Origin of the sequence: Acidiphilium sp. PA, from assembly GCF_026191915.1 — a bacterium.
Classification (GTDB): domain Bacteria; phylum Pseudomonadota; class Alphaproteobacteria; order Acetobacterales; family Acetobacteraceae; genus Acidiphilium.
In genome coordinates this window covers 59,734-81,603 of record NZ_JAIMBY010000017.1, presented here as the reverse complement: position 1 = coordinate 81,603, position 21,870 = coordinate 59,734, and the positions used below count along the sequence as shown (strand labels likewise).

The 21,870-nt window shown below is 60.1% G+C and carries 21 protein-coding genes; 6 read left to right on the top strand and 15 right to left on the bottom strand.

What is annotated here, in order from left to right:
• The first annotated feature begins 458 nt into the window (after positions 1-458).
• Positions 459-2,762 carry an S-layer family protein gene (locus AruPA_RS16705; RefSeq protein WP_265637916.1) on the top strand — a complete coding sequence of 768 codons (2,304 nt, stop codon included), beginning with the start codon at positions 459-461 and terminating at the stop codon, positions 2,760-2,762.
• Positions 2,763-2,807: 45 nt separating this feature from the next.
• Here the strand turns inward: AruPA_RS16705 and AruPA_RS16700 are convergent, their stop codons facing one another.
• Entirely contained in the window at positions 2,808-3,428 is a 621-nt protein-coding gene (locus AruPA_RS16700; protein ID WP_265637915.1) for a hypothetical protein, read from the bottom strand.
• A 166-nt stretch (positions 3,429-3,594) separates the two neighbouring features.
• Here AruPA_RS16700 and AruPA_RS16695 point away from each other — a divergent pair, with 166 nt between their 5' ends.
• Positions 3,595-3,825 (top strand): hypothetical protein, encoded by a 231-nt coding sequence (locus AruPA_RS16695; protein ID WP_265637914.1) that lies wholly within the window; start codon positions 3,595-3,597, stop codon positions 3,823-3,825.
• A 514-nt stretch (positions 3,826-4,339) separates the two neighbouring features.
• Here AruPA_RS16695 and AruPA_RS16690 read toward each other — a convergent pair.
• From AruPA_RS16690 to dusB, 5 genes are read right to left on the bottom strand one after another with little or no spacing between them, the layout of a single operon-like run.
• A complete protein-coding gene (locus tag AruPA_RS16690) occupies positions 4,340-5,737 on the bottom strand; it encodes a sigma-54 dependent transcriptional regulator (protein WP_265637913.1) in 1,398 nt (465 codons plus the stop codon).
• Positions 5,738-5,744: 7 nt separating this feature from the next.
• Positions 5,745-7,958 carry a PAS domain-containing sensor histidine kinase gene (locus tag AruPA_RS16685; RefSeq protein ID WP_265637912.1) on the bottom strand — a complete coding sequence of 738 codons (2,214 nt, stop codon included), beginning with the start codon at positions 7,956-7,958 and terminating at the stop codon, positions 5,745-5,747.
• A gap of 22 nt (positions 7,959-7,980) precedes the next feature.
• Positions 7,981-9,444 (bottom strand): nitrogen regulation protein NR(I), encoded by a 1,464-nt coding sequence (gene ntrC, locus AruPA_RS16680; protein ID WP_265637911.1) that lies wholly within the window; start codon positions 9,442-9,444, stop codon positions 7,981-7,983.
• Positions 9,441-10,589 (bottom strand): nitrogen regulation protein NR(II), encoded by a 1,149-nt coding sequence (locus AruPA_RS16675; RefSeq protein ID WP_265637910.1) that lies wholly within the window; start codon positions 10,587-10,589, stop codon positions 9,441-9,443. The genes ntrC and AruPA_RS16675 overlap by 4 nt, the downstream gene beginning before the upstream one ends.
• Positions 10,586-11,659, bottom strand: a complete 1,074-nt coding sequence (dusB, locus tag AruPA_RS16670; RefSeq protein WP_408858862.1) for a tRNA dihydrouridine synthase DusB — start codon at positions 11,657-11,659, stop codon at positions 10,586-10,588. The genes AruPA_RS16675 and dusB overlap by 4 nt, the downstream gene beginning before the upstream one ends.
• Before the next feature lie 127 nt (positions 11,660-11,786).
• On the opposite strand from dusB, the gene ispF reads away from it, so the two are divergent.
• The 3 genes from ispF (at position 11,787) to AruPA_RS16655 (ending at position 14,336) form a co-directional block, all read left to right on the top strand.
• Entirely contained in the window at positions 11,787-12,302 is a 516-nt protein-coding gene (gene ispF / locus AruPA_RS16665; RefSeq protein ID WP_265637909.1) for a 2-C-methyl-D-erythritol 2,4-cyclodiphosphate synthase, read from the top strand.
• 317 nt (positions 12,303-12,619) lie between these two features.
• A complete protein-coding gene (locus tag AruPA_RS16660; RefSeq protein ID WP_265637908.1) occupies positions 12,620-13,678 on the top strand; it encodes a DUF262 domain-containing protein in 1,059 nt (352 codons plus the stop codon).
• Positions 13,647-14,336 carry an MAE_28990/MAE_18760 family HEPN-like nuclease gene (locus AruPA_RS16655; RefSeq protein ID WP_408858860.1) on the top strand — a complete coding sequence of 230 codons (690 nt, stop codon included), beginning with the start codon at positions 13,647-13,649 and terminating at the stop codon, positions 14,334-14,336. The genes AruPA_RS16660 and AruPA_RS16655 overlap by 32 nt, the downstream gene beginning before the upstream one ends.
• A 486-nt stretch (positions 14,337-14,822) precedes the next feature.
• Here AruPA_RS16655 and AruPA_RS16650 read toward each other — a convergent pair whose 3' ends face one another.
• From AruPA_RS16650 to AruPA_RS16610, 9 genes are all read right to left on the bottom strand, one after another.
• Positions 14,823-15,509, bottom strand: coding sequence for a GAD-like domain-containing protein (locus AruPA_RS16650; RefSeq protein ID WP_265637905.1), 687 nt, complete (start codon positions 15,507-15,509; stop codon positions 14,823-14,825).
• Between the two features lie 186 nt (positions 15,510-15,695).
• Positions 15,696-16,382, bottom strand: coding sequence for a GAD-like domain-containing protein (locus AruPA_RS16645; protein ID WP_265637904.1), 687 nt, complete (start codon positions 16,380-16,382; stop codon positions 15,696-15,698).
• A gap of 93 nt (positions 16,383-16,475) precedes the next feature.
• Positions 16,476-17,162, bottom strand: coding sequence for a GAD-like domain-containing protein (locus AruPA_RS16640; RefSeq protein WP_265637903.1), 687 nt, complete (start codon positions 17,160-17,162; stop codon positions 16,476-16,478).
• The gene (locus AruPA_RS16635) at positions 17,159-17,458 is read right to left on the bottom strand and encodes a polymorphic toxin type 15 domain-containing protein (protein WP_265637902.1); all 300 of its coding nucleotides are present in this window, start codon (positions 17,456-17,458) and stop codon (positions 17,159-17,161) included. The genes AruPA_RS16640 and AruPA_RS16635 overlap by 4 nt, the downstream gene beginning before the upstream one ends.
• A 102-nt stretch (positions 17,459-17,560) precedes the next feature.
• Entirely contained in the window at positions 17,561-18,247 is a 687-nt protein-coding gene (locus AruPA_RS16630) for a GAD-like domain-containing protein (protein WP_265637901.1), read from the bottom strand.
• On the bottom strand, positions 18,244-18,945 hold the full coding sequence (locus tag AruPA_RS16625; protein ID WP_265637900.1) for a polymorphic toxin type 15 domain-containing protein: 702 nt from the start codon (positions 18,943-18,945) through the stop codon (positions 18,244-18,246). The genes AruPA_RS16630 and AruPA_RS16625 overlap by 4 nt, the downstream gene beginning before the upstream one ends.
• The gene (locus AruPA_RS16620; RefSeq protein ID WP_265637899.1) at positions 18,942-19,841 is read right to left on the bottom strand and encodes a DUF4123 domain-containing protein; all 900 of its coding nucleotides are present in this window, start codon (positions 19,839-19,841) and stop codon (positions 18,942-18,944) included. Before AruPA_RS16620 ends, AruPA_RS16625 begins: the two co-directional genes overlap by 4 nt.
• Complete coding sequence (locus AruPA_RS16615; RefSeq protein ID WP_265637898.1) at positions 19,841-20,224, bottom strand: PAAR domain-containing protein; 384 nt, start codon at positions 20,222-20,224, stop codon at positions 19,841-19,843. Before AruPA_RS16615 ends, AruPA_RS16620 begins: the two co-directional genes overlap by 1 nt.
• 95 nt (positions 20,225-20,319) lie before the next feature.
• Positions 20,320-20,649 (bottom strand): hypothetical protein, encoded by a 330-nt coding sequence (locus AruPA_RS16610; RefSeq protein WP_265637897.1) that lies wholly within the window; start codon positions 20,647-20,649, stop codon positions 20,320-20,322.
• A 287-nt stretch (positions 20,650-20,936) separates the two neighbouring features.
• On the opposite strand from AruPA_RS16610, the gene AruPA_RS16605 reads away from it, so the two are divergent.
• Entirely contained in the window at positions 20,937-21,674 is a 738-nt protein-coding gene (locus AruPA_RS16605) for a hypothetical protein (protein WP_265637896.1), read from the top strand.
• The last annotated feature ends 196 nt before the right edge of the window (positions 21,675-21,870 follow it).

Sequence of the window (21,870 nt, the reverse complement as noted above, 5' to 3'; positions counted from 1 at the left end):
CGTTTTCGCTCGATAACCAATGGAATCCCACACGCCAAGTCACCGGCGCAAACGGGATTTCCTATACCGATATTATCGTGAATGGCGGCGAACAGGTCCGCGGTTCGGCGTGGAGTTTACGCTCAATACAGGAGGCTGCGGCAGCAAACCCAGCCGGTTCGCAGGCAAAAACATATTTTACTCAAGTTGTGAACGATAACTATGCCTACCTCGTTTCCATGATTCCGACTTGGACTCAGGACGAGGGACAGGCATATGGCTACCTTATTGGATCGTATGGCAATATTGGGCAAATGGCCCCATGGCAACAAGATTATTTGGCGAGCACAATTGTTCAAGGAGCCGAACTTGGCAATCAAAACGCCGTCACATTCTTGAAATGGGAGTCAAATTTTTTAGTCGGAAGGTTCTTCGCGGATACTCAAGGCTTCAGTCCAGTCGACGGTATCACCTACAATTTGAACTACTTCAATCCTAACGATGCTTCCGGTCAGGGACCTGCAAATTCCGCTGCCTTCATCAAGACGTGGGCGGGAATCGAACAGGCGACCGGAGCGGCAGGTCAATCCAACGTCGTCGCCAATGGACCAACGATCTGGGCCCATGCCCAAGGCGACTACGGTGCCCTCGCCCTCCAAACCCTCGCCGGCATCATCACCGTCAGCACCAGTTCCGCCGCCAACGCCGCCACTATGGGCGCATACCAGTACCAGGCCATGCAAGCCTTCGGCTGGCTGCTCGCCAGCGGCGCCCCCTACATCAGCCCGAACTCAACCGCCGGATCGACCCCTCAATTCTCCATCGACCCCCGCCTCGCCAACGGCCAGCTCCTCTCCTTCGGCAACGTCACCATCTCCACCGACACCACACCCACCCTGCTCACCCCGGTCGACCCCACCAAAAACGCCCTGCTCTACGCCGGTTCCGGTGCGGATACGCTGGTCGGCGGCACCGGCATCAACCTCCTGTTCGGCGGATCGGGCGCCGACACCATCATCGGCGGCCCCAACGGCAACGATATTTTCGCAGGCTCCGGCAACGAAACCATCGAGGCCGGCGGCGGTGCCACCTTCATCCAGGCCAGCACCACCGCCTTGCTCGCCCCCGGCACCGGCCAGGATCTGTTCGTCATCAACCAGCAGGCCACCGGCGACGTCACCATCTCCGGCTTCAACCCCCAGTATGACCATCTCGACCTGGTCGATGCCGCCGGCGCCCCCGTCAGCATCGCCAACATCATAACCAGCGCCACAACCATCAGCGGCGGTGTCGTCCTGCACGTATCGTCCACCGAAACCCTCACCATCGAAACAGTCGGCGCCCCCAGCATCAGCAGCGCGTGGTTCAACGAGCAGGCCATCGCCACCGTCGCAGGCTCACCCACCGGCTCGGGCTCACCCACCGGCAATGGCTCAACCAGTGGTAGCGGCGGCACCGCGCCACCACCCACCTCACCCCCGCCCGCACCGCCCCCGCCCGCGCCGGTCGTCACCAGCGTCGTCGGCGGCGCCTCGGTGACCGGCGATGCCTCGATCAGCGCCGCCAGCCAGCAAACCACCATCGTCGCCGGCGCCGGCGCCTCGACCATCCAGGTCGGCAGTGTCGGGACCGACTCCATCATGGGCGGCGCCGGGTCCATCTCGATCACCGGCGGCAGCGCCACAACCTTCTTCCAGGCCGGCAGCGGCGCCGCCGTGATCGATCAGCGCAACACCAGCGGTGGCGCCGAAATCATCACCGGCACCGGCAACGCCACGATCAATACGGGCACCGGCTACAATTTCATCGATGTCACGAACACCAACAGTGCCACCACCCTCGTCATCAACGGTTACTCCTTCGCCCACAACCCGATCAATTACACAGGGTTCGCGAACAACGAGTACCTCCGCTCGGCCTCGTTCAACGCATCCGGCGGCGTGCTCACCCTGGTCGATGGCCAGACCATCCAGCTGAACTACGCCGATACGGTGGCCAGCGCCGCCATGGTCCCGCAATCGCCCAACAGCACCCAGCCGCAGATCGTCACCCTGAACCAGGCCGACCAGACCTTCACCGGCGGTGCCACATCCGTCATCCTGTCGGACCGGGGCGGCCACAGCACCATCACCGGCGGCAGCGGCGGCCTCTCGCTCACGGATTCCGCCGGGCACGATCATATCACCACCGCGGCCACTGCAACCGATCGACTGAGCCTCGCCGCGAACGATACCGTCATCAGCACCGGTACCGACATGATCACGCTGGCCGGTGGCGGCGTGGTCAGCGCAACCGGCAGCACGAACGCGTTGAGTTTCATCGGTGGCAACCAGGCCACCACCGTTTTGGGCGGCGCCGGGTCCGTCAGCGGCACCAGCGGCAGCGGCGGCGTCATGCTGATCGCCGGTTCGGGTGCCACACACCTCACCGACGGCAGCGGCCCCGATTTCGTCACGGCGGGTTCGGGCAACATCACCCTGACCGGCAGCACCGGCACGCTTGCGTTCCACGCCGGTTCGGGCAACGCGCTGATCGATCAGGTCTCAGGCTCCGCCCAGATCGTGGCAGGCTCGGGGAACATGACGGTCAATGCCGGATCGGGCTTTGACTACTTCAACTTCTCCAGCGTGTCGGGGGGAGGGAGCGTGGTGATCAATCATTTCGACGCGGCGAAGGACAATTTCAAATACGCCGGCGTCAGCATCCAGTCCTCAACATTCAGCAAAACCGTCGATCACCTGACCCTGACCGACGGCACCAAAATCACGATGAACCTCATCTGAGATCGCGGCTGTGATGGTGCCTGCAGGCAGCATCACAGCCCCGCCTCAGTGAAATCCGCCGTGCCCGGCCGGGTGTCCGCCGCCATGAACGGCACCACCAGCCGGCCCACCCGGCGGCGGGCCTGGCGGTCCACCCGGTTGTCCACCCGGCGGTGGACCCGGGGGCCCACCGTGAAACCCGCCCGGCCTGCCGTCATGGTCATCCGGCGGGCCATGAAAATCCCCATCCGCCCGGTCGAAATCCCCACGATCGCGGTCATGATCCCACCCGCCGCGCCAGCCGCCGCCGCCAATCACCACGCCAATCCCGCCCCATCCATAGGGATAATCATCGCCATACCCATACCCATACCCATAGCCATAGGGCGCGCCGTAACCCGGGTCGCCATAGACGGGATACCCAAACCCCGAATCCCCGAACCCGCCGCCATACGGATACGCCGGATACGTCCCGCCGAATGCAGCCACCGGCGCCGGCGTGCAGGGCAGGGTAGCGCCCGATTGCCCATTTGCCGGTGCGGCCTGCATCCCATGGCCCGGCGCGGCCGGGTCGGGCGGCGGCGGGCCAGGCGGACAATACCCACCGGGCGGCGTATAGGCGCAGCCCGCCAGCGCCAGAAACCCGGCCAGGGCCACGCAACGGCCCGACGATCGCAGGATGCTCATGACATCACTCACTCCACGCTCCGCCTCATGAAGTGGATCGCCCCCCACCCGGCGCAAGGCCGTGCGCCCTCCTGTGCACCCGGCACGATCGGCGGGTGCCCGATCATCGGGGTTTGAATTCACGCCGACGCCACGCCACATCTGCGGCAACCGAGGGAGACAAGCCGTGCCCAAGCTGCCACCCGCACCGCCCTTGCTGGCCATCGTATCGATGCTCGCCTTGGCCGGCTGCGCCCCGGCCGATCCGCCGCCAACCCCCACCGCGCTCTGCGCCGCCTTCGGCTACACGGCGGGCACACCCTCATACGCGGCCTGCGTCCAGCGCCGCGAGCAGGACGCGATCGCCCGCACCCGGCAGGAAAAGGTCATGCGTCGCCTGATGTCAGGCGCCCCGTAACAAAGCTGATGTCAGGCGCCCCATAACCAAGCTGATGTCAGGCGCCCGTATCAACCGCGCCGCGCCGCCCGAACGGATCAGATCGGCAAAACCCGTCTGGTCCAGCACATCGGTGGTGCCACGCTCACAGCGCGACAATCCCGCGCGGAGTCGCACGGTTGCGTTTGTTAGTGACGCGCGATGAAGGGCTATGGAGCCGACACCTTGTTCAAGGGAAGTCTTCTTTTTTGTGAACAAAAAAGAAGCAAAAAAAACTTTATTAAATTAGGCTTGTGCCGCTTCAACAACCCGTGCCCCCGAGTCAAAAAGTTTTTTGCTTCTTTTTTTCAAAAAAGAAGCCTTCTTTCCCTCCAGATGCGATCAATATATTGTTTGGTACGAGTCATCTTTTTGTAAAAAAAATGCAAAAAAAAACTTTATTAACTAAGCCTGTGCCGCTTCAACAACCCGTGTCCCCAAGTCAAAAAGTTTTTTGCTTCTTTTTTTCAAAAAAGAAGTCGTCTTTCCCTTCACATCATCCAGTCCCGGCCCGATCCTCTGCCCCGATCCCCAATTGCTTCAATTTCCGATGCAGCGCGCTTCGTTCCATCCCCACGAAATTCGCCGTCCGGCTGATATTCCCGCCAAACCGCAGCAACTGTGCCTGCAGATACTGCGTCTCGAACACGTCCCGCGCCTCGCGCAGCGGCAGGGCCATGATATCCGCCAGCGGATCGATCGCCAGCGCCCGCGGCGCATGCGCGCCGATCTCCACCGGCAGATGGTCCGCCCGGAATGCCTCGCCGGCCTCGCCGGGGTGCATGATCATCAGCCAGTCCATCACGTTTCGCAGCTGGCGCACATTGCCTGGCCAGTCATGCACCTGCAACGCCGCCAGCGCCTCGGATGACAGCACGCGCGGCGGCAGGCCGGATGTCTCGGCCGCCCGTTTGAGAAACAGTGCGGCGAGTTCGGGAATATCCTCGCGCCGCTCGCGCAGGCTCGGCACCCGCAGCGGCACCACCGCAAGCCGGTAATACAAATCCTGGCGGAACCGCCCGGCCGCGATCGCCGCCTGCAAATCCCGCGCCGAACTCGCAATGATCCGCAAATCCACCTTCACCCGCGTGCTGCCGCCGATCCGCTCGAAACTCTGGTCCTGCAACACCCGCACGATCTTGCCCTGGGTTTCCAGCGGCATATCGGCAATCTCATCGAGCAGCAGCGTCCCGCCATGCGCGCGCTCCAGCACGCCCGCCCGGCGCGGCTGCGCGTTCGGATCGGCGCCGGCCTCGGTGCCGAACAATTCCACCTCGACGCGTTCAGGGGCAAGGATCGCGCAATTCAGCACCACGAACGGCCCATCCGCGCGCTTGGACTGGGCGTGGATCATCCGCGCCACCACCTCCTTGCCCGCGCCAGCCGCACCCGACAGCAGCACCCGCGAACCGGTCGGTGCCACTTTCTCGATCGCGTGGCGCAGCCCGGTAATCGCGGCGCTGGAGCCGGTCAGCTCGGAATTCGCCCCCACCCGCAGCCGCAACTCGGCATTTTCCGACGCGAGTTTCGCCGCCTCCAGCGCGCGCTGGATGATCAGCAGCAGCCGGTCCGATTTGAACGGTTTTTCGATGAAATCATACGCGCCGAACTGAATCGCGTTCACCGCCATTTCGATCGTGCCATGGCCCGAAATCATCACCACCGGCACTTCGGGCGCCTCGGCCTTCATGATCTGCAGAATCCCGATCCCATCGAGCGGCGAGTTCTGCAGCCAGACATCGAGCACCACCATCGACGGTTTCCGGTCGCGGAACGCGGCCACCGCATCGTCCGACGTTCCCGCGTTGCGCGTGGTGTAGCCCTCGTCGCGCAGAATCGCGTCGATCAGCAACCTGATATCCGGCTCGTCGTCGATGATGAGTATTTCGGACATTGTCCCCCTAATCGGCTTTCAAACTCAGCGTTACGACCGAACCGGGCAATCCGTCCCGGTCCGACAGTTCCAGACCACCCTGGTGATCTTCCATGATCTTGCGCACAATGGCGAGACCCAGGCCGGTGCCCTTCGGCTTGTGGGTAATATAGGGCTCGACCAGCCGCGCACGATCCTGCGTGGGCAGGCCTACGCCATCATCGATCACGGCGATCTGGTGCGCGTCTTCACCGGGCGTAATCCGCAAGGTCACATGACCGTGTACGGTGCCCCGCTCGACGTTATCGGCGCGCATCGCAATCGCATCGGCGGCGTTCTGCAGCAGATTGGTCAGCGCCTGGCCGATCAGCCGCGCATCGCAGCGCGCCCGTGGCGCCGGCTCGGGGCATTCCACCACCCATTCGATGCCGGGATGTGCGCTGCGCTGCAAAATCACCGCCTCGCGCCCAATCCGCCCCAGATCCTCGGATTTGATGATCGGCTGCGGCATCCGCGCGAACGCCGAAAACTCATCGACCATCCGCCCGATGTCACCGACATGCCGCACGATGGTATCCGCGCATTGCGCGAAACTCTCGGGGTCGGAGGTGATCTCGCGGGTAAACCGCCGCTTCAGCCGCTCGGCCGAAAGCTGGATCGGGGTGAGGGGGTTCTTGATTTCATGCGCGATCCGCCGCGCCACATCCGCCCAGGCCGCCTTGCGCTGGGCCGCCTGCAGTTCGGTGATGTCATCGAACGTGACAACAAAGCCGGTCGCCCGCTCACCCTTCAGATCCGCCCCGATCCGCACCAGAAACATCTGCTTGGCATTGGCGGCACCGTAGTCGATCTCGCCGGTCGCGGGCTTTTCCGGCGTCGCGCGCGCCTGTTCGAGCAATGGCGCGAAATCCGGCAGCAAATCCACCAGCGGCGTACCCAGATGCGCCAGCAGATCGATGCCGAGCAACACCGAAGCCGCCCGGTTCGGCAGTTCGATCCGCCCGCGCGGATCAAGCCCGATCACCCCGGCGGAAACCCCCGCCAGCACCGTCTCGGTAAAGCGCCGCCGCTCATCGATCTGGCCATAGGCGCTCATCAGCTCGGCGCGCTGCTCGGCAATCTGTCCGGTCATCCGGTTGAACGCGCGCGACAACCCGGCGACATCATCGCCCGAATCGCCTTCGGGCACCCGCACCAGATAATCACCCGCCCGCACCCGCTCCGCCGCCTCGATCAGATACGAAATCGGCCGCGCGATCTGATTGGCGAACACCAGCCCGATCAACGATGCGCCGGACAGCACCAGCAAGGCCACGGTCGCGAAAATCAGCGCGAAAAACAACTCGAACTGCGCCCGGTGATGCTCCAGCCGGTTGTATTCCGCCAGCGCCTGGCGCGTCCGATCGACATGCGCGAGAATACTCGGATCGAGCGGCCGCTCGACCATCAGCATCAGCGTCGGCGTCGCCTCGAGCTGGACCACCGCACTTTCCAGCGTCGAACCCGGCGTGCTCCACACCGCGATCTGATGCTTCTCCGCCTCCGCCACCACCTCGGCCGGCGGCAAGGTCACCCCCGCGCCGGCGAACAGCCCGGCGGATGCGACCACCTTGTCCGTCAAGGGCTCGAAAATCGCCGATTGGGTCAGGCCGTGCAACTCGGTCTGCGCCACCAGCACGCTCAGAAACCCCTGATTGAAGAAGTTCTGGGGATCACCGTAGAAAATCGGCCCGTTCTGGTTGAGATCGTTGGCGATCGCCAGCGCATCGAGCCGGATGCTGTTCTTCTTCGCATCCAGATACCCGACGGCCACCTGCTGGCTCTCCGCCAGAGCGGTGCGCACCCGCTGATTGAACCAGGCCTGGATGCCAAGATTGAAGAACACGGCCGCAAAGATCGCAACCAGGATCGCCGGCACCGCCGCCACGCCGCCGAACAGCAGCACCAGCCGCACATGCAGCCGCGCCCCCGCCGCACCCCGCCGGCTCTCCATCACCACCCGCGTCACCCGCGCCACCAGCACGGTGATCAGCAGCAGCAGGATCGAAATATCACCGATCGCGAGGCCGAACGCCGCGCCGGAATGCAGCTCCAGTTTGATGCCGCCCGCCAGATAGGCAAAACTGCCGATGCCCAGCGCCAGCGCCAGCGTGGCCAGCACCAGCGTCGAGACCCGCCCCAGCAGCACATTCAGCAGCCGCGCCCGCACCGGCGCATCGGCCGGCTCCGCCCGGTTGGTCATCTGGTCCAAACCAAAAACCCTTTCAGCCGACCCGCCGCGTCACCCCGATCTCGTGCTCGCGGATCTTCTTGCGCAGCGTGTTCCGGTTGAGCCCCAGCATCGCCGCGGCCCGGATCTGATTGCCCCGCGTCTCACCCAGCACCAGGCGGATCAACGGCTCCTCGAACGCGGCCAGCACCCGGTCATAGAGCACCCCGTCCTCGCCCTTGTCACGCGCCTCGCCCATCAGCCGCGCCACATGCCGCTCGATCGCGCGCTCCACCGCCTGCGGCGTATCCGGTGCGGCATCGCCGGCGTGCGGTACGGCCTGATCATGCCCGACGCGCTCGGCCAGCTCCGCCTCGACGATCTCTTCCGTGATCACCGCTTGCGGCACCAAAGCGGAAAACCGCCGCATCAGATTTTCCAGCTCGCGCACATTGCCCGGCCAGCGGTAGGCGGCGAGCCGCAGCATCGCCTCTGGCGCCAGCGTCTTGGCCGGCAACCCCTCGGCCTGCGCACGGCTCAGAAAATGCTGCGCCAGCAAAGCGATATCGCCCGCCCGCTCGCGCAACGGCGGCAGGCGGATCGGCACCACGTTCAACCGATAGAACAAATCCTCGCGAAACTGCCCCGAGCGGATCAGCACCCGCAAATCCCGGTGCGTCGCGGCAACGATCCGCGCATTCGCCCGGATCGGCTGCCGCCCGCCCACCGTGGTGAACTCGCCTTCCTGCAACACCCGCAGCAGCCGCGTCTGCGCCTCGGGCGGCATATCGCCGATCTCATCGAGAAACAGCGTCCCGCCCGCCGCCTGCTCGAACCGCCCGATATGCCGGTTGGTCGCCCCGGTAAACGCGCCGCGCTCATGGCCGAACAACTCGCTCTCGATCAACTCGCGCGGAATCGCCGCCATGTTGATCGCAACGAACGGCCCCTGCCGCCGGCGCCCGTAATCATGCAGCGCGCGCGCCACCAATTCCTTGCCCGAACCGGATTCCCCGGTGATCATCACCGTCAGATCCGTCGTCGTCAGCCGCGCGATCACCCGGTAGATCTCCTGCATCGAGCCCGATCGCCCGATCAGCGGCAGATTATCCTCCGCCGCCTTCGAAGCCTCGACCGGTGCGGCCAGCGTCGGCTGCTTGAGCGCCCGATCGACGATATTGAGCAACTCACCAAGATCGAACGGCTTCGGCAGATACTCGAACGCCCCCCGCTGGGTCGACTGCACCGCCGTCAGAATGGTCGACTGCGCCGACATCACCAGCACCGGCAATTCCGGCCGGATGCGCTTGATCCGCGGCACCAGATCCAGCCCGTTCTCATCGGGCATCAGCACATCGGTGATCACCAGATCACCCTCGCCATCCTCCACCCACCGCCACAGCGTCGCCGCCGACGATGTCGTGCGCACCTGATACCCCGACCGCCCCAGCGCCTGGGTCAACACCGTGCGGATCGAACGATCATCATCGGCGATCAGAATCGTAGGCAAGGTCGTCATCGATGCTCACCCTCGCCGCGATCCTCGAACTGCGGTAGATGAATCCGAAATTCCGTGCGTCCCGGCCTGCTATCCACGTTGATCAACCCCCCATGGTCCGCCACAATTTTCGCAACCAGCGCCAGCCCCAACCCGGACCCCGCCGCCTTGGTGCTCACGAACGGCTCGAACAGATGCCGCCTGATATCCTCGGGAATCCCTGCGCCATTATCGCGCACCGCAATGAAAATCGGCAGATTCGGCTGCCCCCGCCCGCTCGATGCGGCCAGACGCACCCCATGCTGAAACCCGGTCGCCAGATAGATCTCGCCATCCGCCCGCTCGGTCTCCGCCACCGCCTCCGCCGCGTTCTTGATCAGATTGAGCAACACCTGCACCAATTGGTCCCGGTTCCCCAGCACCGACGGCAACGACGGATCATACGCCTCGACAAACCGGATCCGCGCCGCGAACCCGCTCTGCGCCAACCGCCGCACATGTTCGAGCACCCGGTGCACATTCACCGCCTGCAGATCGAGCTTCTTGTCGCCGAACACCTCGATCCGCTCGACCAGATCCTTGATCCGGTCCACCTCGTCGCGGATCAGCACCGCCAGCTCCCGGTCATCCGCCGCTGCGTTCGCCTCCAGCAACTGCGCCGCGCCCCGAATCCCCGACAGCGGATTCTTCACCTCATGCGCCAGCACCGCCGCCATCCCGGTGATGCTCCGCGCCGCATTCCGCGCCGACAATTGCTGATCCAGCGCCCGCGCCGCCGAACTGTCCTGCAACGTCACCACCAGATGCCCCGGCGCATCGGCAATCGGCGCCGCCTGCAACGAAATCCCCCGCCGCGCGAACCGCGGCCCCTCGATCACCAGATCATGCTCGGCAATCGGCGCCCCATCCCGCCGCGCCCGGTCCAGCAACATGAAAATCGGATGATCCGCCGGCAGAATATCATGCAGCGGCTTGCCATATAAAAACGCCGTGGATGAGCCGAACAACTCCTCCGCCGCGTAATTGACGAACAGAAACCGATCATCCGCATCGAGCTCGCACACCGCCAGCGGCAACGCCGCCAGCAACCGCGCCGTCTCCGCCGGCGCCTCGGCCCGCTTCAGCGCCGTCGCCCGCCGCCGAAACGCGCCGCGCAGTCCGCTCATGCGGCGTCCTGCAACGAGTCATCTCCAGCGGCCTCGCCCCGCACCGCCCGCTCATAAAACCGCGCCACCAGATCCTCCACCGCCGCCGCCTCATCCAGCCGCATCACCGTCGCGCGAAACTCCGCCGCGCCATACAGCCCCCGCGAATACCACCCGATATGCTTGCGCGCCGCCCGCAACCCCGCCAACTCGCCATAATGCGCCCGCATCGCCCGATAATGCGCCAGCAACACATCCCGCTGCGCCTCCAACGCCGGATCAGCCACCACCCGCCCGCTCATCAGATAAGCCGAAACCTGGGCCAGAAACCACGGCCGCCCATACGCCCCGCGCCCGATCATCACCCCATCCGCACCCGACCGCGCCAACGCCTCATCCGCCGCCGCCACACTCGTGATATCGCCATTGGCAACCACCGGAATCGACACCGCATCCTTCACCGATGCAATGAAATCCCAATCCGCCACACCTTCATAAAACTGCTGGCGCGTCCGCCCATGCACACTCACCAGCGCAATCCCCACATCCTGTGCAATCCGGGCGAGGGCAGGGGCGTTCAAACTCGCCCGGTCCCACCCCATCCGCATCTTCAACGTCACCGGCACATCCACCGCCCGCGCCGTCGCCTCCAAAATCCGCGCCGCCCGCGCCTCATCACGCATCAGCGCCGACCCGGCCATCTGCCCGACCGCCACTTTTTTCACCGGACAGCCGAAATTGATGTCAACGATGTCCGCGCCACCCGCCACCGCAATCCGCGCCGCCTCCGCCATCGCCGCCGGATCACACCCGGCCAGCTGCACCGAATTCGGCCCCGTCCCGCCATCGACCGACGCCATCCGCAACGTCGCGGCATTTTCATGGATCATCGCCCACGACGCGATCATCTCCGAAACCACCAGCCCCGCACCCATCGACTTCACCAGGCGCCGGAACGGCAGATCGCTCACGCCAGACATCGGTGCCAAAATAACCGGCACATCGATCACCACATCCCGCTCAGGCCGCCCATGGCCCGCCCGCAGCGTAATCGGCTTGAGTTTCGGCGTCATGCCCACATCGTTGCTCATGATTTAATCACTACTAGCCCAATCCTTGACGCGCAATGTCCCCAGGCCACGACCGCCCCCATCCTTGACGCGCACCCCCCCAATCGCCAAACCCCGCCCAAACCCGCCTCACCGGAGACCCAACCGCATGGACCTGAAAACCCTCATCGCCGCCGGCGCCATCCCCCGCATCGGTACCGGCTTCGACGTTCACGCCCTCACCGAAGGCCGCAAACTCATCCTCTGCAACATCGAAATCCCCCACACCCATGGCCTCTCCGGCCACTCGGACGCCGACGTCGCCATCCACGCCCTCTGCGACGCCATCTACGGCGCCCTCGCCGAAGGCGACATCGGCCGCCACTTCCCCCCCTCCGAGGCCACCTGGAAAAACGCCGACAGCGCCCACTTCCTCCGCCACGCCGCCCAACTTGCGGCATCCAAAGGTGCGGCCATCACCAACGCCGACATCACCATCATCTGCGAACACCCCAAAATCACCCCCCACGCGCAGGCCATGCGCACCCGCCTCGCAGAACTCCTCGAAATCCCCATCACCCGCATCTCCGTCAAAGCCACCACCACCGAAAAATTAGGCTTCCCCGGCCGAAACGAAGGCATCGCCGCCCAGGCCGCCGTGTGCGTGCTGGTGCCTTTGGAGTAAGGAAGAAAGCAGTTCTTTTTTGCAAAAAAGAACCAAAAAACTTCTTAACCATACCGCGCACGGGCGATTTTCTGTGATGTCAATTTAAAAACACACCAAATAATTGAGGCCAACATAGATAAAAAATAACATGTTGTACCCTAAATTCGATGAGTACCCCTTGCGTGTAGCAGTCCTTATTGTATCGTAATTTGTAAAGCTACGGTTGTTTAGAAATTCGAACATAGTTCGAACGCGCGGAGGCAAGATATGTCATTGATTTTGATTTTTTTATAATAGAAGTCTAAACTTTGGGATTGTAGATTGGAGGCGGGCTTATGTCACAAGAAAAAACCGTTCAAAATGAAGAAGAAATTTCTAAAGCGCTGGAGTCGGCTCGCAGCGAAGTAAATTATGTCGTGACTGATTTTTCAGTGGAGCTAATAGTCCAAAAATACAAGGACGACGATCCAACTGAAGGCGATATATACATTCCCGCATATCAAAGAATATTAGTTTGGTCCGACGAACAGCAGTCTTATTTCATTGAGAGCTTACTGATGCGCGTACCAGTTCCTCCAATTTTTTTCTATGACGTTCGCGGCAAACTCGAAATTGTTGATGGGTCCCAGAGAATAAGATGCCTAGTAGCTTTCGCAAGTAACAAATTTCGCCTGACTGGACTAAAAAAAGTTACTATTCTTAATGGCCTCAAATTTTCGGAATTTCCTATTGTATTTCAGAGGCGATTCAACAATACTCCTATTCGATCTTTTGTACTCGGGCAAGGAACTTCAGAGCAGACTCGAATCGAGCTATTTAGGCGCCTTAATACTTCAGGAAAAAAACTTACCGATGCCGAGATAAGAAAGGGAGCCTATCAAGGTAAATTTCTTGATCTTGTTATTGCTTGTGCGAACGATGAATCGTTCATAAAACTTTCACCGGTCATAGCCGGAAAAAGAGACCCGGTAGCGGAAAGGCAAGAACTCGTAACAAGGTTTTTTATATATGTAGAAGAGTACGAAAACTTCACGCATGACGTTCAACGATTTCTTGATGATGAGGTTGTCAAATACAATAAGACAAAGAAACATTCCGATATTCGGGAAATGCGAAATCTGTTTAATAAAACTATGAGTTTCATCAGCGAAAACTATGAAACTGCATTTTATAGACCGGGTAGTCCAGGGCGACTGCCTCGCGTGCGATTTGAAGCTGTAGCGGTTGGGACAGCGCTCGCCCTAAAAACAAGGCCGGCGTTGAAATTTACTAACTCGAAATGGTTGTTGTCAAAGAAATTTGAAGACCTCGTTAAGGCTGAAGGGACTAACAGCGGTCCGAAATTGAGGTCTCGGATTGAGTATGTGCGGGATAATCTTCTCAATGCAAAATGAACTTCGAAAGCGAGCTAAAGAGGTCCGGTCTTATTTGAAATCTCTTGAGGATATTGAAAAAAAATTTAGTACGCCAGGAAGAAAATTTTACAGGGCTAACGAGACTATTGCGGCATCGAAAGGCGCTGTGTTCATAATGATATATAATTTTGTTGAGAATTGTCTGCGTAGTTCGATTGTAGCAATCCGGCAGGACATACACGCCGGAAACTACAAATTCGATGAGATTACTGATTTCTGGCAGCGTGACTTTATGAGAGCGAACTTTAACGAAAAACTTTCAAACGGAACAAATCATGCCGAGTTTATTGTCGATTTTTTAAAAGCGACTAAAGATCAAGTAGACTGGTCGAACCCTAGTATTAAATTACCCTTTTCGGGAAATTTGGATCAGAAAGCCATCATGAGACTATCAAATGAAATCAAGTGCAATTGGACACCGCCGCGTGAAACATTGGGCGGCCAGTATCTTGACATCGTTAAAAAAAATCGTAACGACCTATCGCATGGCGTTGAGACTTTCAAAGATGTTGGCATGTCTGTAGATATCAGTAAATTGATTGTTGAACTTGATAGAATCAGGAAATTTCTGCTGTCACTCACTAATCGTCTCGATATTTACAGAACTAGAAAAGAATACATCAGACGCTCCAAATGATTAGGTCAGCAATAACAAGCTTTACGGTGAGTTGTTCTTCCGTACTCCACCAGCAAGCTGTAGGGTAGGGCACCCTTCCGCACCACACCAGTCTATCCGCCCCACCGATGAACGAAACTACGATGGACAACCCTTGATAACCAAAAGTTTTTTGCTTCTTTTTTACAAAAAAGAAGCTCTTCCTTCACCGAACTCCTCGCATCCATCCCAAACCGCCCAACAACCGGCCTCGCCCAAACGTGCTCACGTTAACCGGTAACTGCCGCACCGCCAGATCGCAATCGGGCGCTTTCAACGCGGCATCCGATCGATATAATCGGCCATATCCAAGCCTAATCGTGCCCGTACCTGATCGAGGCTGAGGCAGAAAAGCCGGAACAGCAAGCCGTAGGGTGGGGTGCTCTTCCGCACCCCACCAATCGTTCGGCCCCACGTGCCCAGTCACCCCCGGCGCACGTCAACAACCAACGCAGAACTCTTTCCCCCTCACCCCCCAAGCGCCCGCAACACCACAATTTTCCGCCTCTCAGTATCCATATACCGCAGCTCGATCGGCCCCAGCTGCGCCAGAATGGAAAAATGCTCCAAAGCCCGCACTCGCTGGACATCCTCCAGCAACCCCCGCCCACCAAGCCTCACAGCCGGCACGAACCCGTAACACTCGCCATAAGCAAGCTTCCCGTACGTCTTCACCGCCCGGGTAAAAAGCGGCTTGGCAGCATCGGTCCGCTCGCGGCAATCATAAATCGGATCATCGACATGGCGTAATTCGCCGGGCAACTTCCGATCTGGCGCTAAGAGATTAAACCGAGGATTCGGAAAATTCGTATAAGCTATCCCCTCAACCAGATCGACTTCCAAAGTATATTTTTCATTGTTCCAGATCAACAACTTACCAAAAGCGCCAAATCCGACCAGAACCGACTGATCCGGCGGATAATCAGGATCACCCTGCAATATCAAATCAAGCAAGCCTCGATACCGATCCGGAGAAACAAGCTGAAACCTCCCGTCCAGCCACAACCCGACGCCGCACTCCTTCCAGAACGCAATCATCGAATCAGGGACTATTGATCGATATGCTTCGATGACACGCGGATCGATCCGCTCTCCCCCCACCGGAAGTCCGAATTTTTCGAGGCAATACGCAAAATCTTCATTTAATTCCGTCATAATTTAAACTCGCAGGGTTTCAATTCTTCGTTCTTTTTCTGACCCAGCGCCGTTGCGTTTAACGGCTTGTTTGAGCGCCTTAACCCACGATTACCACTCGAATCCGATCGATCGGTTGATAGTCCTTTCACCAGGCAAGCGCAGGATGGGCACGCAAAGTGTCGCCCACCGCTGCACCAAATCCGCCTAACCCCCGAGTTCCCGCAACACCACAATCTTCCGCCTCTCAGTATCCATATACCGCAGCTCGATCGGCCCCAACTGCGCCAGAATGGAAAAATGCTCCAAAGCCCGCACCCGCTGCACCGCCTCCAACACGCCACGCCCCCCGAGCCCCACCGCAGGCACAAACCCATAGCATTCCCCGTACCCCAACTTGCCGCACTTTTTCACAGCACGGGTGAATAACGGTTTCGCAGCGTTCGTCGCTTCAAAAAAATCGTAAGCGTTCGAATCTACTTTGTTTAAAAAACTGGGCAGTGCGCGGTCGGCATCGAGAAAAGGATGGGTAGTATCGGTGTGATCAGTATACGCGTATTTTCTAACGAGGTCCAACTGAAGAAAGTAATTTTTATTATTCCATACCAATAATTGCCCAAAAGCAGTATACCCGATCAATACAGATTCATTCGACGGAAAATCCGAATCGCCTTGCAATATCAAATTGACAAGTCCCTGATAACGATCGGGGCGTACGAGTTGAAACTTCCCGTCCAGCCATAGACCTGATCCATACTCGGTCCAGAAATCCAACAAAGACGCAGGCACACGATTTCTGAACGTCTTGCAGATATCGGTCGAGACGGGCTCACCGCCAGCCGGTGGCCCAAATTTCTTGATACAATACGCAAATCCGGCGTTAATCGTCGTCATAACCTCGGCTCACACGCCCCAGCAACAATCGGCGGCAGGCAGATCGATCGCGTTTCCACACCCATCAAAAAACGACAAACACCCCAATCCCCCTCACCCCCCAAGCGCCCGCAACACCACAATCTTCCGCCTCTCAGTATCCATATACCGCAGCTCGATCGGCCCCAGCTGCGCCAGAATGGAAAAATGCTCCAAAGCCCGCACCCGCTGAACCTCCTCCAGTACCCCCCGCCCCCCGAGCCCCACCGCAGGCACAAACCCATAACACTCGCCATACCCAAGCTTGCCAGATTGTTTGATTGCGCGCGCAAACAGCGGCTTAGCAGCATCGGTGTTCTCTATAAAATCGTAGACACCGCCATCGACAGCATTCAGCGTTGATGGCAGTGATCGATCGGGGTCAAGAACCGGATGTTTTGAATTAACATGCCGAGTGTAAGCATATCTATTTACCAAATCGACACGCAGAAAATAATTCTTATTGTTCCAAACGAGTAAAGTACCAAACGCACTATAGCCAATCAACACCGATTTCTGTGAAGGAAAATCAGGATCATCCCCAAGGATCACATTGATCAGTCCATCATAACGATCTGGCCGAACAAGCTGGAAGTACCCATCCAACCATAATCCCGATCCGTACTGAGACCAGAAATCCAACATGGCGTCTGGCACCTTGCCTCGATAGCGCTCAACAACGTCATGTGGAAACGTCTCCCCATCCAGCGGGGAACCAAATTTCTCAATGCAATACGCAAATCCGGAGTTTAACATCGTCATGAGGTGGGCTCCCCGTTACAAGGCTCTAATTTGACATTCATCTTCTTGTCGCCCCGTGCTGCGGCTTTCTTCACGGCATCTTTCAGCGCCTGTATGCGAGACTTCCATTGCGACCCAATCGATCGATTAACCGACCGATCCGCGAGGGAGAGTGTGTCTCCCTTCGTACCACCGGCAATAGAATCCAGGATATGAGTGGCGTCCTGGGTTTCCATTTCTTGAGCAGTTTGTTTGGCGGCGGCGTCGGCCGCCTCCTTGTCGCAGACGCCTTGTGCGAGATATTGCTCTTTCAGCAAGCCGTAGAGTGCGGTGCTCTTCCGCACCCCACCAATCGATCGGCCCCACGTGCCCAGTCACCCCCTGCGCACGTCAACAACCAACGCAGAACTCTTGCCAACTCACCCCCCAAGCGCCCGCAACACCACAATCTTCCGCGTCTCAGTATCCATATACCGCAGCTCGATCGGCCCCAGCTGCGCCAGAATGGAAAAATGCTCCAGCGCCCGCACCCGCTGAACATCCTCCAGCACCCCCCGCCCCCCAAGCCCCACCGCCGGCACGAACCCGTAACACTCGCCATGAGCAAGCTTCCCGTACGTCTTCACCGCCCGGATAAAAAGCGGCTTGGGCGCATCGGTTCGCTCAAGACAATCATAAATCGGGCTATCAGCACGACTTATTTCACCGGGTAGACCCACGTCAGGCGGCAAAATATTAAACCGGGGCTTCGGGAACGTCGTATAGGCTATCCCCTCAACCAGATCGACTTTCAAAGCATATTTTTGATTGTTCCAGATCAACAACTTACCGAATGCGCCATATCCGATCAGGACCGACTGATCAGGCGGATAATCGGGATCACCCTGCAATATCAAATCAAGCAAGCCTCGATACCGATCCGGAGAAACAAGCTGAAACCTCCCGTCCAGCCACAACCCGACGCCGCACTCCTTCCAGAACGCAATCATCGAATCAGGGACTATTGATCGATATGCTTCGAGAACACGCGGATCGATCCGCTCTCCCCCCACCGGAAGTCCGAATTTTTCGAGGCAATACGCAAAATCTTCATTTAATTCAGTCATGATGTTGGCTCACAAGGTTCCAATTTTACGTTCATTTTCTTTTGACCCCGCTCCTTCGCGCGTTTAACGGCTTGTTTCAGCGCCTTAACTCGCGATTTCCATTGTGATCCGATCGAGCGGTTGACCGTCCTGCCGCCAAGTGAGAGTTTGTCGTACTCGTTGCCGCCGACGATCGAGTCAAGCTCATGGGTCGCGTCTTGGGTCGACATCTCCTGAGTTGTCTGATCCGCTGCCATTCGCGCCGCCTCAGCTCCGCTGTAACCCTGAGCGCGAAATGCCCTTTGCAACTCCGATTGCCGTTCGTCTTGGAAATCGGTTCGTGCACCGTCCCGAGCCTTCGCATCCCCCTCCGGCCGATAACTCCCCGTCTCCGCCTTCCGCCCATCCGCCTCATCCAACCGCTTCTGCATCTCCTCCGGCGACTGCTCATTGATCTTATCCTGCTGCTCCTTCAGCTGTCGCTTCATCTCCGCCGGATCAGCACCATCCGGCGTATTGAAACAGGGCAACTCATCCGCACAACTCGGGCACGGCACCGCCGGCGCCTGGTCGGATAACCCGCTCTGCGATGTTTGATGCGCGTGCAACGCCGCAACCGCCGTCACCGCCAACAGCCCGACCGTCAATGGAATCGCGATCGCGTCAATCCCGGGGATCGCATCGGCCGCCCCCAGCGCCCCCAGCGCCGCGCCGCTCATGCCCCCACCTCAGCGCGGTGCAGCGCACCGGCAATCCCCAGCAGCAACTGCCCGATCCGCTCGTCCGGCGTCCCCACACCATTGGCAATCCATCGCCGCGCCGGCGCGCTACCTGCAATGCCCCCCTGGCTGACCAGCATCAGATACGCCCAGCGCCCAAGTCCCCGCTCCGTCGTCAACCCCAGCGCCCGGCCGCTGGTTTCGGTCTCCGCAACAAATGCCATCAGGCCCGGCTCATCCATCCGCGCAGCATGAGCAGGTGCGGCGTCACGCAGAAAACCGGCAACCTTGCGGCGCGACCGCTCTGCCATCGCCTCGGCAATCCGATCGAGCTGCGTTTGCGACAGAAGCAACCGCCCGCGCGGTGCCTCCGGCCAGTCACGCCGCCGCCTCGCCTCACGAACCCCACCCATCGTCGAGGCCGCCAGCACAACGCCGCTCATCGGCCCGAACAGCCGCGCTCGCTGCCCCGCCTCCAGCACCGGTAGCACCAACGCCAGCACCGAAGGATCGGCATGCCGAAACATCACCGTCTCAGGATCGGCGGCAAAACGCTCGAACGGCGCATCGCGCGGTCGCGGCAGGTCGGCCAGGTTGATGCTCCGCAAATGCCGGTACACCACCGCCTCATCGACCGCCCCACCCCAGAATACCGCCCAGCCTCCAATCCCCTCGATCCGCAGAACGTTGTCGAGGTGCCTCTGATCAAGCGCAGCGAACCAGGGCCCCGCCCGCACCGCCGCCGGATTCGGATGCTCCATATACAACGACCGTACCACCACATCCGCCCGCCGCAGCACATCCGGCGCGTCGCGCAGCAGCGAGCCATCGACCGTCATGAACACCGGGCGCGGCCAGCCCTGCATCGCCAAACCCAGTTGCGCCGCCTCGTTCATCAACTCTGGCGCACGAACGGCGCGCCGGTTTTCGCGGCATTCAGCATGCACATCGGCCCGACCGGTGGCGTGATCCCGAAACCGCCCGCATCCCCCGCCGCTGGCGCAGCACCCGCCGTCCCGATCAACACGCTCGGCAACCCGCCCACAATCACCCCGCCATGCGCCGTCTGGTCACCCATCCGCGCGGCCATCAACCCATTGATCAACACGGTCGGCGACCCCATCACGATCGTATCGGGCGGGCCGACGCACGTCACCATGTCGGTCACCCGCGCCGCCGGCAGCCCGCCGATCAGCACATTCGGCGAGCCAAGCAGAATTGGCCCGCCGACATGCGGCACCGGCCCGGTGCTCTCCGGGCAGGTATGCATATCGGTCATCCGCGCCGCAGGTTTTTCGCCAGCCATCTTCGAATGTTAGCCGACCTCGCCGATCCCCGAAAGCCGAATCGCCACATGTTTTGTAATTTGCCGCGCTAAACTCCCGCGCCGGCCGGACCATGCCGCTGTGACGGATGCATCCATTGCTCCACGACGCGCAACACCTCATCCAGCGCCGAAGCTGGATTTTCGACCCTCACAAGCCAATCCCGCTGCGGATCGTCCTCCCGAACACCCTCCACGCCCGCTGCGTGGATCGCGACATATCCGTTTTCTGGTTCATCGATCCAGATTTGAAAAACGTCGGCCGCCACGCTCGAAATATAAACGTTGCGAACCGCGCGGCCACCGAAACTCTTGGTTAGAACAAGCCCATGGCGCGTCGTCCATTCGGCAATCGCGGTATCAACCTGATCGTAACTCACGCGCCCTAATCCTCGCACCAGGTTAACCCCTGTAATAAGGGGGTCTTATCCCCAAATCGACCGCCGCCAGGACCATGCCCTCCCGCCGAAATCCCCGATTCAACCCGAGGCGCCAAAATCATCGAAACGGAACATAGAATCCCCATCACCCAAGCCCCCAACTCCACACCGTCATTGCGAGCGCAGCGCGGCAATCCAGCCCCGCCACACCCAACAACCTCAAATTCTAACACAAAAACTAACTTTTTCCTTTCGCACCCCCCACCGACCATGGTTTACGTACGGTCATGATCGCAAACGCGCCGTTCATGCCTGCCGATCCGACCGAGCGCTTCACGGTGATCTTCCGTGCCCTGCAACGCTCGGTCGCCGACAACGGCTACCGCCTCAAAATCCACGGCCCGCTCATCGTCCTGATCTGGAACTACCTCGCCCGTCAGATCGCCCGCTTCGCCCGCATCGCCTCCCGCCCACCCCAATCTCCCCGCACCCGCACCCGCGCCTCGGGACCGGTCGAGCGCGAACCCGCCACCGCCATCCCCAACCCCAAACCACCCCTCACACTCCCCCGCGGCTTCGCCTGGCTGATCCGCCTGCTGCCCAACGGCCCCGCCACCGTCGTCGCCGGTGCCGCCGCCCGCGCCGATCTCCAGCTTTTCATGGAAGACCCCATCGTGCTGGACCTGCTGGCCACCCACCCCAGCCTCGGCCGCATCCTCCGCCCCCTCCACACCATGCTCGGCCTGCGTCCCCCCCAAATCATCAAACGCCCCAGAAAACCCCGGAGCGAACCCACAGGCGAACCCACAAACCCCGCCAACCCCCGCCCCAAACGCCCCCGCCCCAAGCGCCAGCCCGACTTCATGGCCCAATACAAAGTCAACCCCGACGGCAGCATCGACTTCACGCCCGAACAACTCCGCGACATCCTCGGCCCACCCCCACCACCCGTCCCGCCCTGGCACCACCCTTTCGTGCCCTCCTTCGATGCCAAAAAAATGTGGCGCAAAGGCCCACGGGGCTGATGCACGCCTATTTCGTTACGATAACGCAATGATATAGGCAAAAAAGCAAGGGAAGTCCTTCTTTTTTGTGAACAAAAAAGAAGCAAAAAAAACTTTGTTAATTTGGGCCCGTGCCGGTGAAAACGCCCGTGCCCCAGGGTCAGAAAGTTTTTTGCTTCTTTTTTACAAAAAAGAAGCCTTCCCTTCCCCAACTCCG

Bases quoted from the DNA above. Each gene is read 5' to 3' on its own strand.
- AruPA_RS16700 (WP_265637915.1), bottom strand. From the start codon at position 3,428: ATGAGCATCCTGCGATCGTCGGGCCGTTGCGTGGCCCTGGCCGGGTTT.
- AruPA_RS16690 (WP_265637913.1), bottom strand. From the start codon at position 5,737: ATGTCCGAAATACTCATCATCGACGACGAGCCGGATATCAGGTTGCTG.
- AruPA_RS16685 (WP_265637912.1), bottom strand. From the start codon at position 7,958: ATGACCAACCGGGCGGAGCCGGCCGATGCGCCGGTGCGGGCGCGGCTG.
- ntrC (WP_265637911.1), bottom strand. From the start codon at position 9,444: ATGACGACCTTGCCTACGATTCTGATCGCCGATGATGATCGTTCGATC.
- AruPA_RS16675 (WP_265637910.1), bottom strand. From the start codon at position 10,589: ATGAGCGGACTGCGCGGCGCGTTTCGGCGGCGGGCGACGGCGCTGAAG.
- dusB (WP_408858862.1), bottom strand. From the start codon at position 11,659: ATGAGCAACGATGTGGGCATGACGCCGAAACTCAAGCCGATTACGCTG.
- ispF (WP_265637909.1), top strand. From the start codon at position 11,787: ATGGACCTGAAAACCCTCATCGCCGCCGGCGCCATCCCCCGCATCGGT.
- AruPA_RS16660 (WP_265637908.1), top strand. From the start codon at position 12,620: ATGTCACAAGAAAAAACCGTTCAAAATGAAGAAGAAATTTCTAAAGCG.
- AruPA_RS16655 (WP_408858860.1), top strand. From the start codon at position 13,647: ATGTGCGGGATAATCTTCTCAATGCAAAATGAACTTCGAAAGCGAGCT.
- AruPA_RS16650 (WP_265637905.1), bottom strand. From the start codon at position 15,509: ATGACGGAATTAAATGAAGATTTTGCGTATTGCCTCGAAAAATTCGGA.
- AruPA_RS16645 (WP_265637904.1), bottom strand. From the start codon at position 16,382: ATGACGACGATTAACGCCGGATTTGCGTATTGTATCAAGAAATTTGGG.
- AruPA_RS16640 (WP_265637903.1), bottom strand. From the start codon at position 17,162: ATGACGATGTTAAACTCCGGATTTGCGTATTGCATTGAGAAATTTGGT.
- AruPA_RS16630 (WP_265637901.1), bottom strand. From the start codon at position 18,247: ATGACTGAATTAAATGAAGATTTTGCGTATTGCCTCGAAAAATTCGGA.
- AruPA_RS16625 (WP_265637900.1), bottom strand. From the start codon at position 18,945: ATGAGCGGCGCGGCGCTGGGGGCGCTGGGGGCGGCCGATGCGATCCCC.
- AruPA_RS16620 (WP_265637899.1), bottom strand. From the start codon at position 19,841: ATGAACGAGGCGGCGCAACTGGGTTTGGCGATGCAGGGCTGGCCGCGC.
- AruPA_RS16615 (WP_265637898.1), bottom strand. From the start codon at position 20,224: ATGACCGATATGCATACCTGCCCGGAGAGCACCGGGCCGGTGCCGCAT.
- AruPA_RS16605 (WP_265637896.1), top strand. From the start codon at position 20,937: ATGATCGCAAACGCGCCGTTCATGCCTGCCGATCCGACCGAGCGCTTC.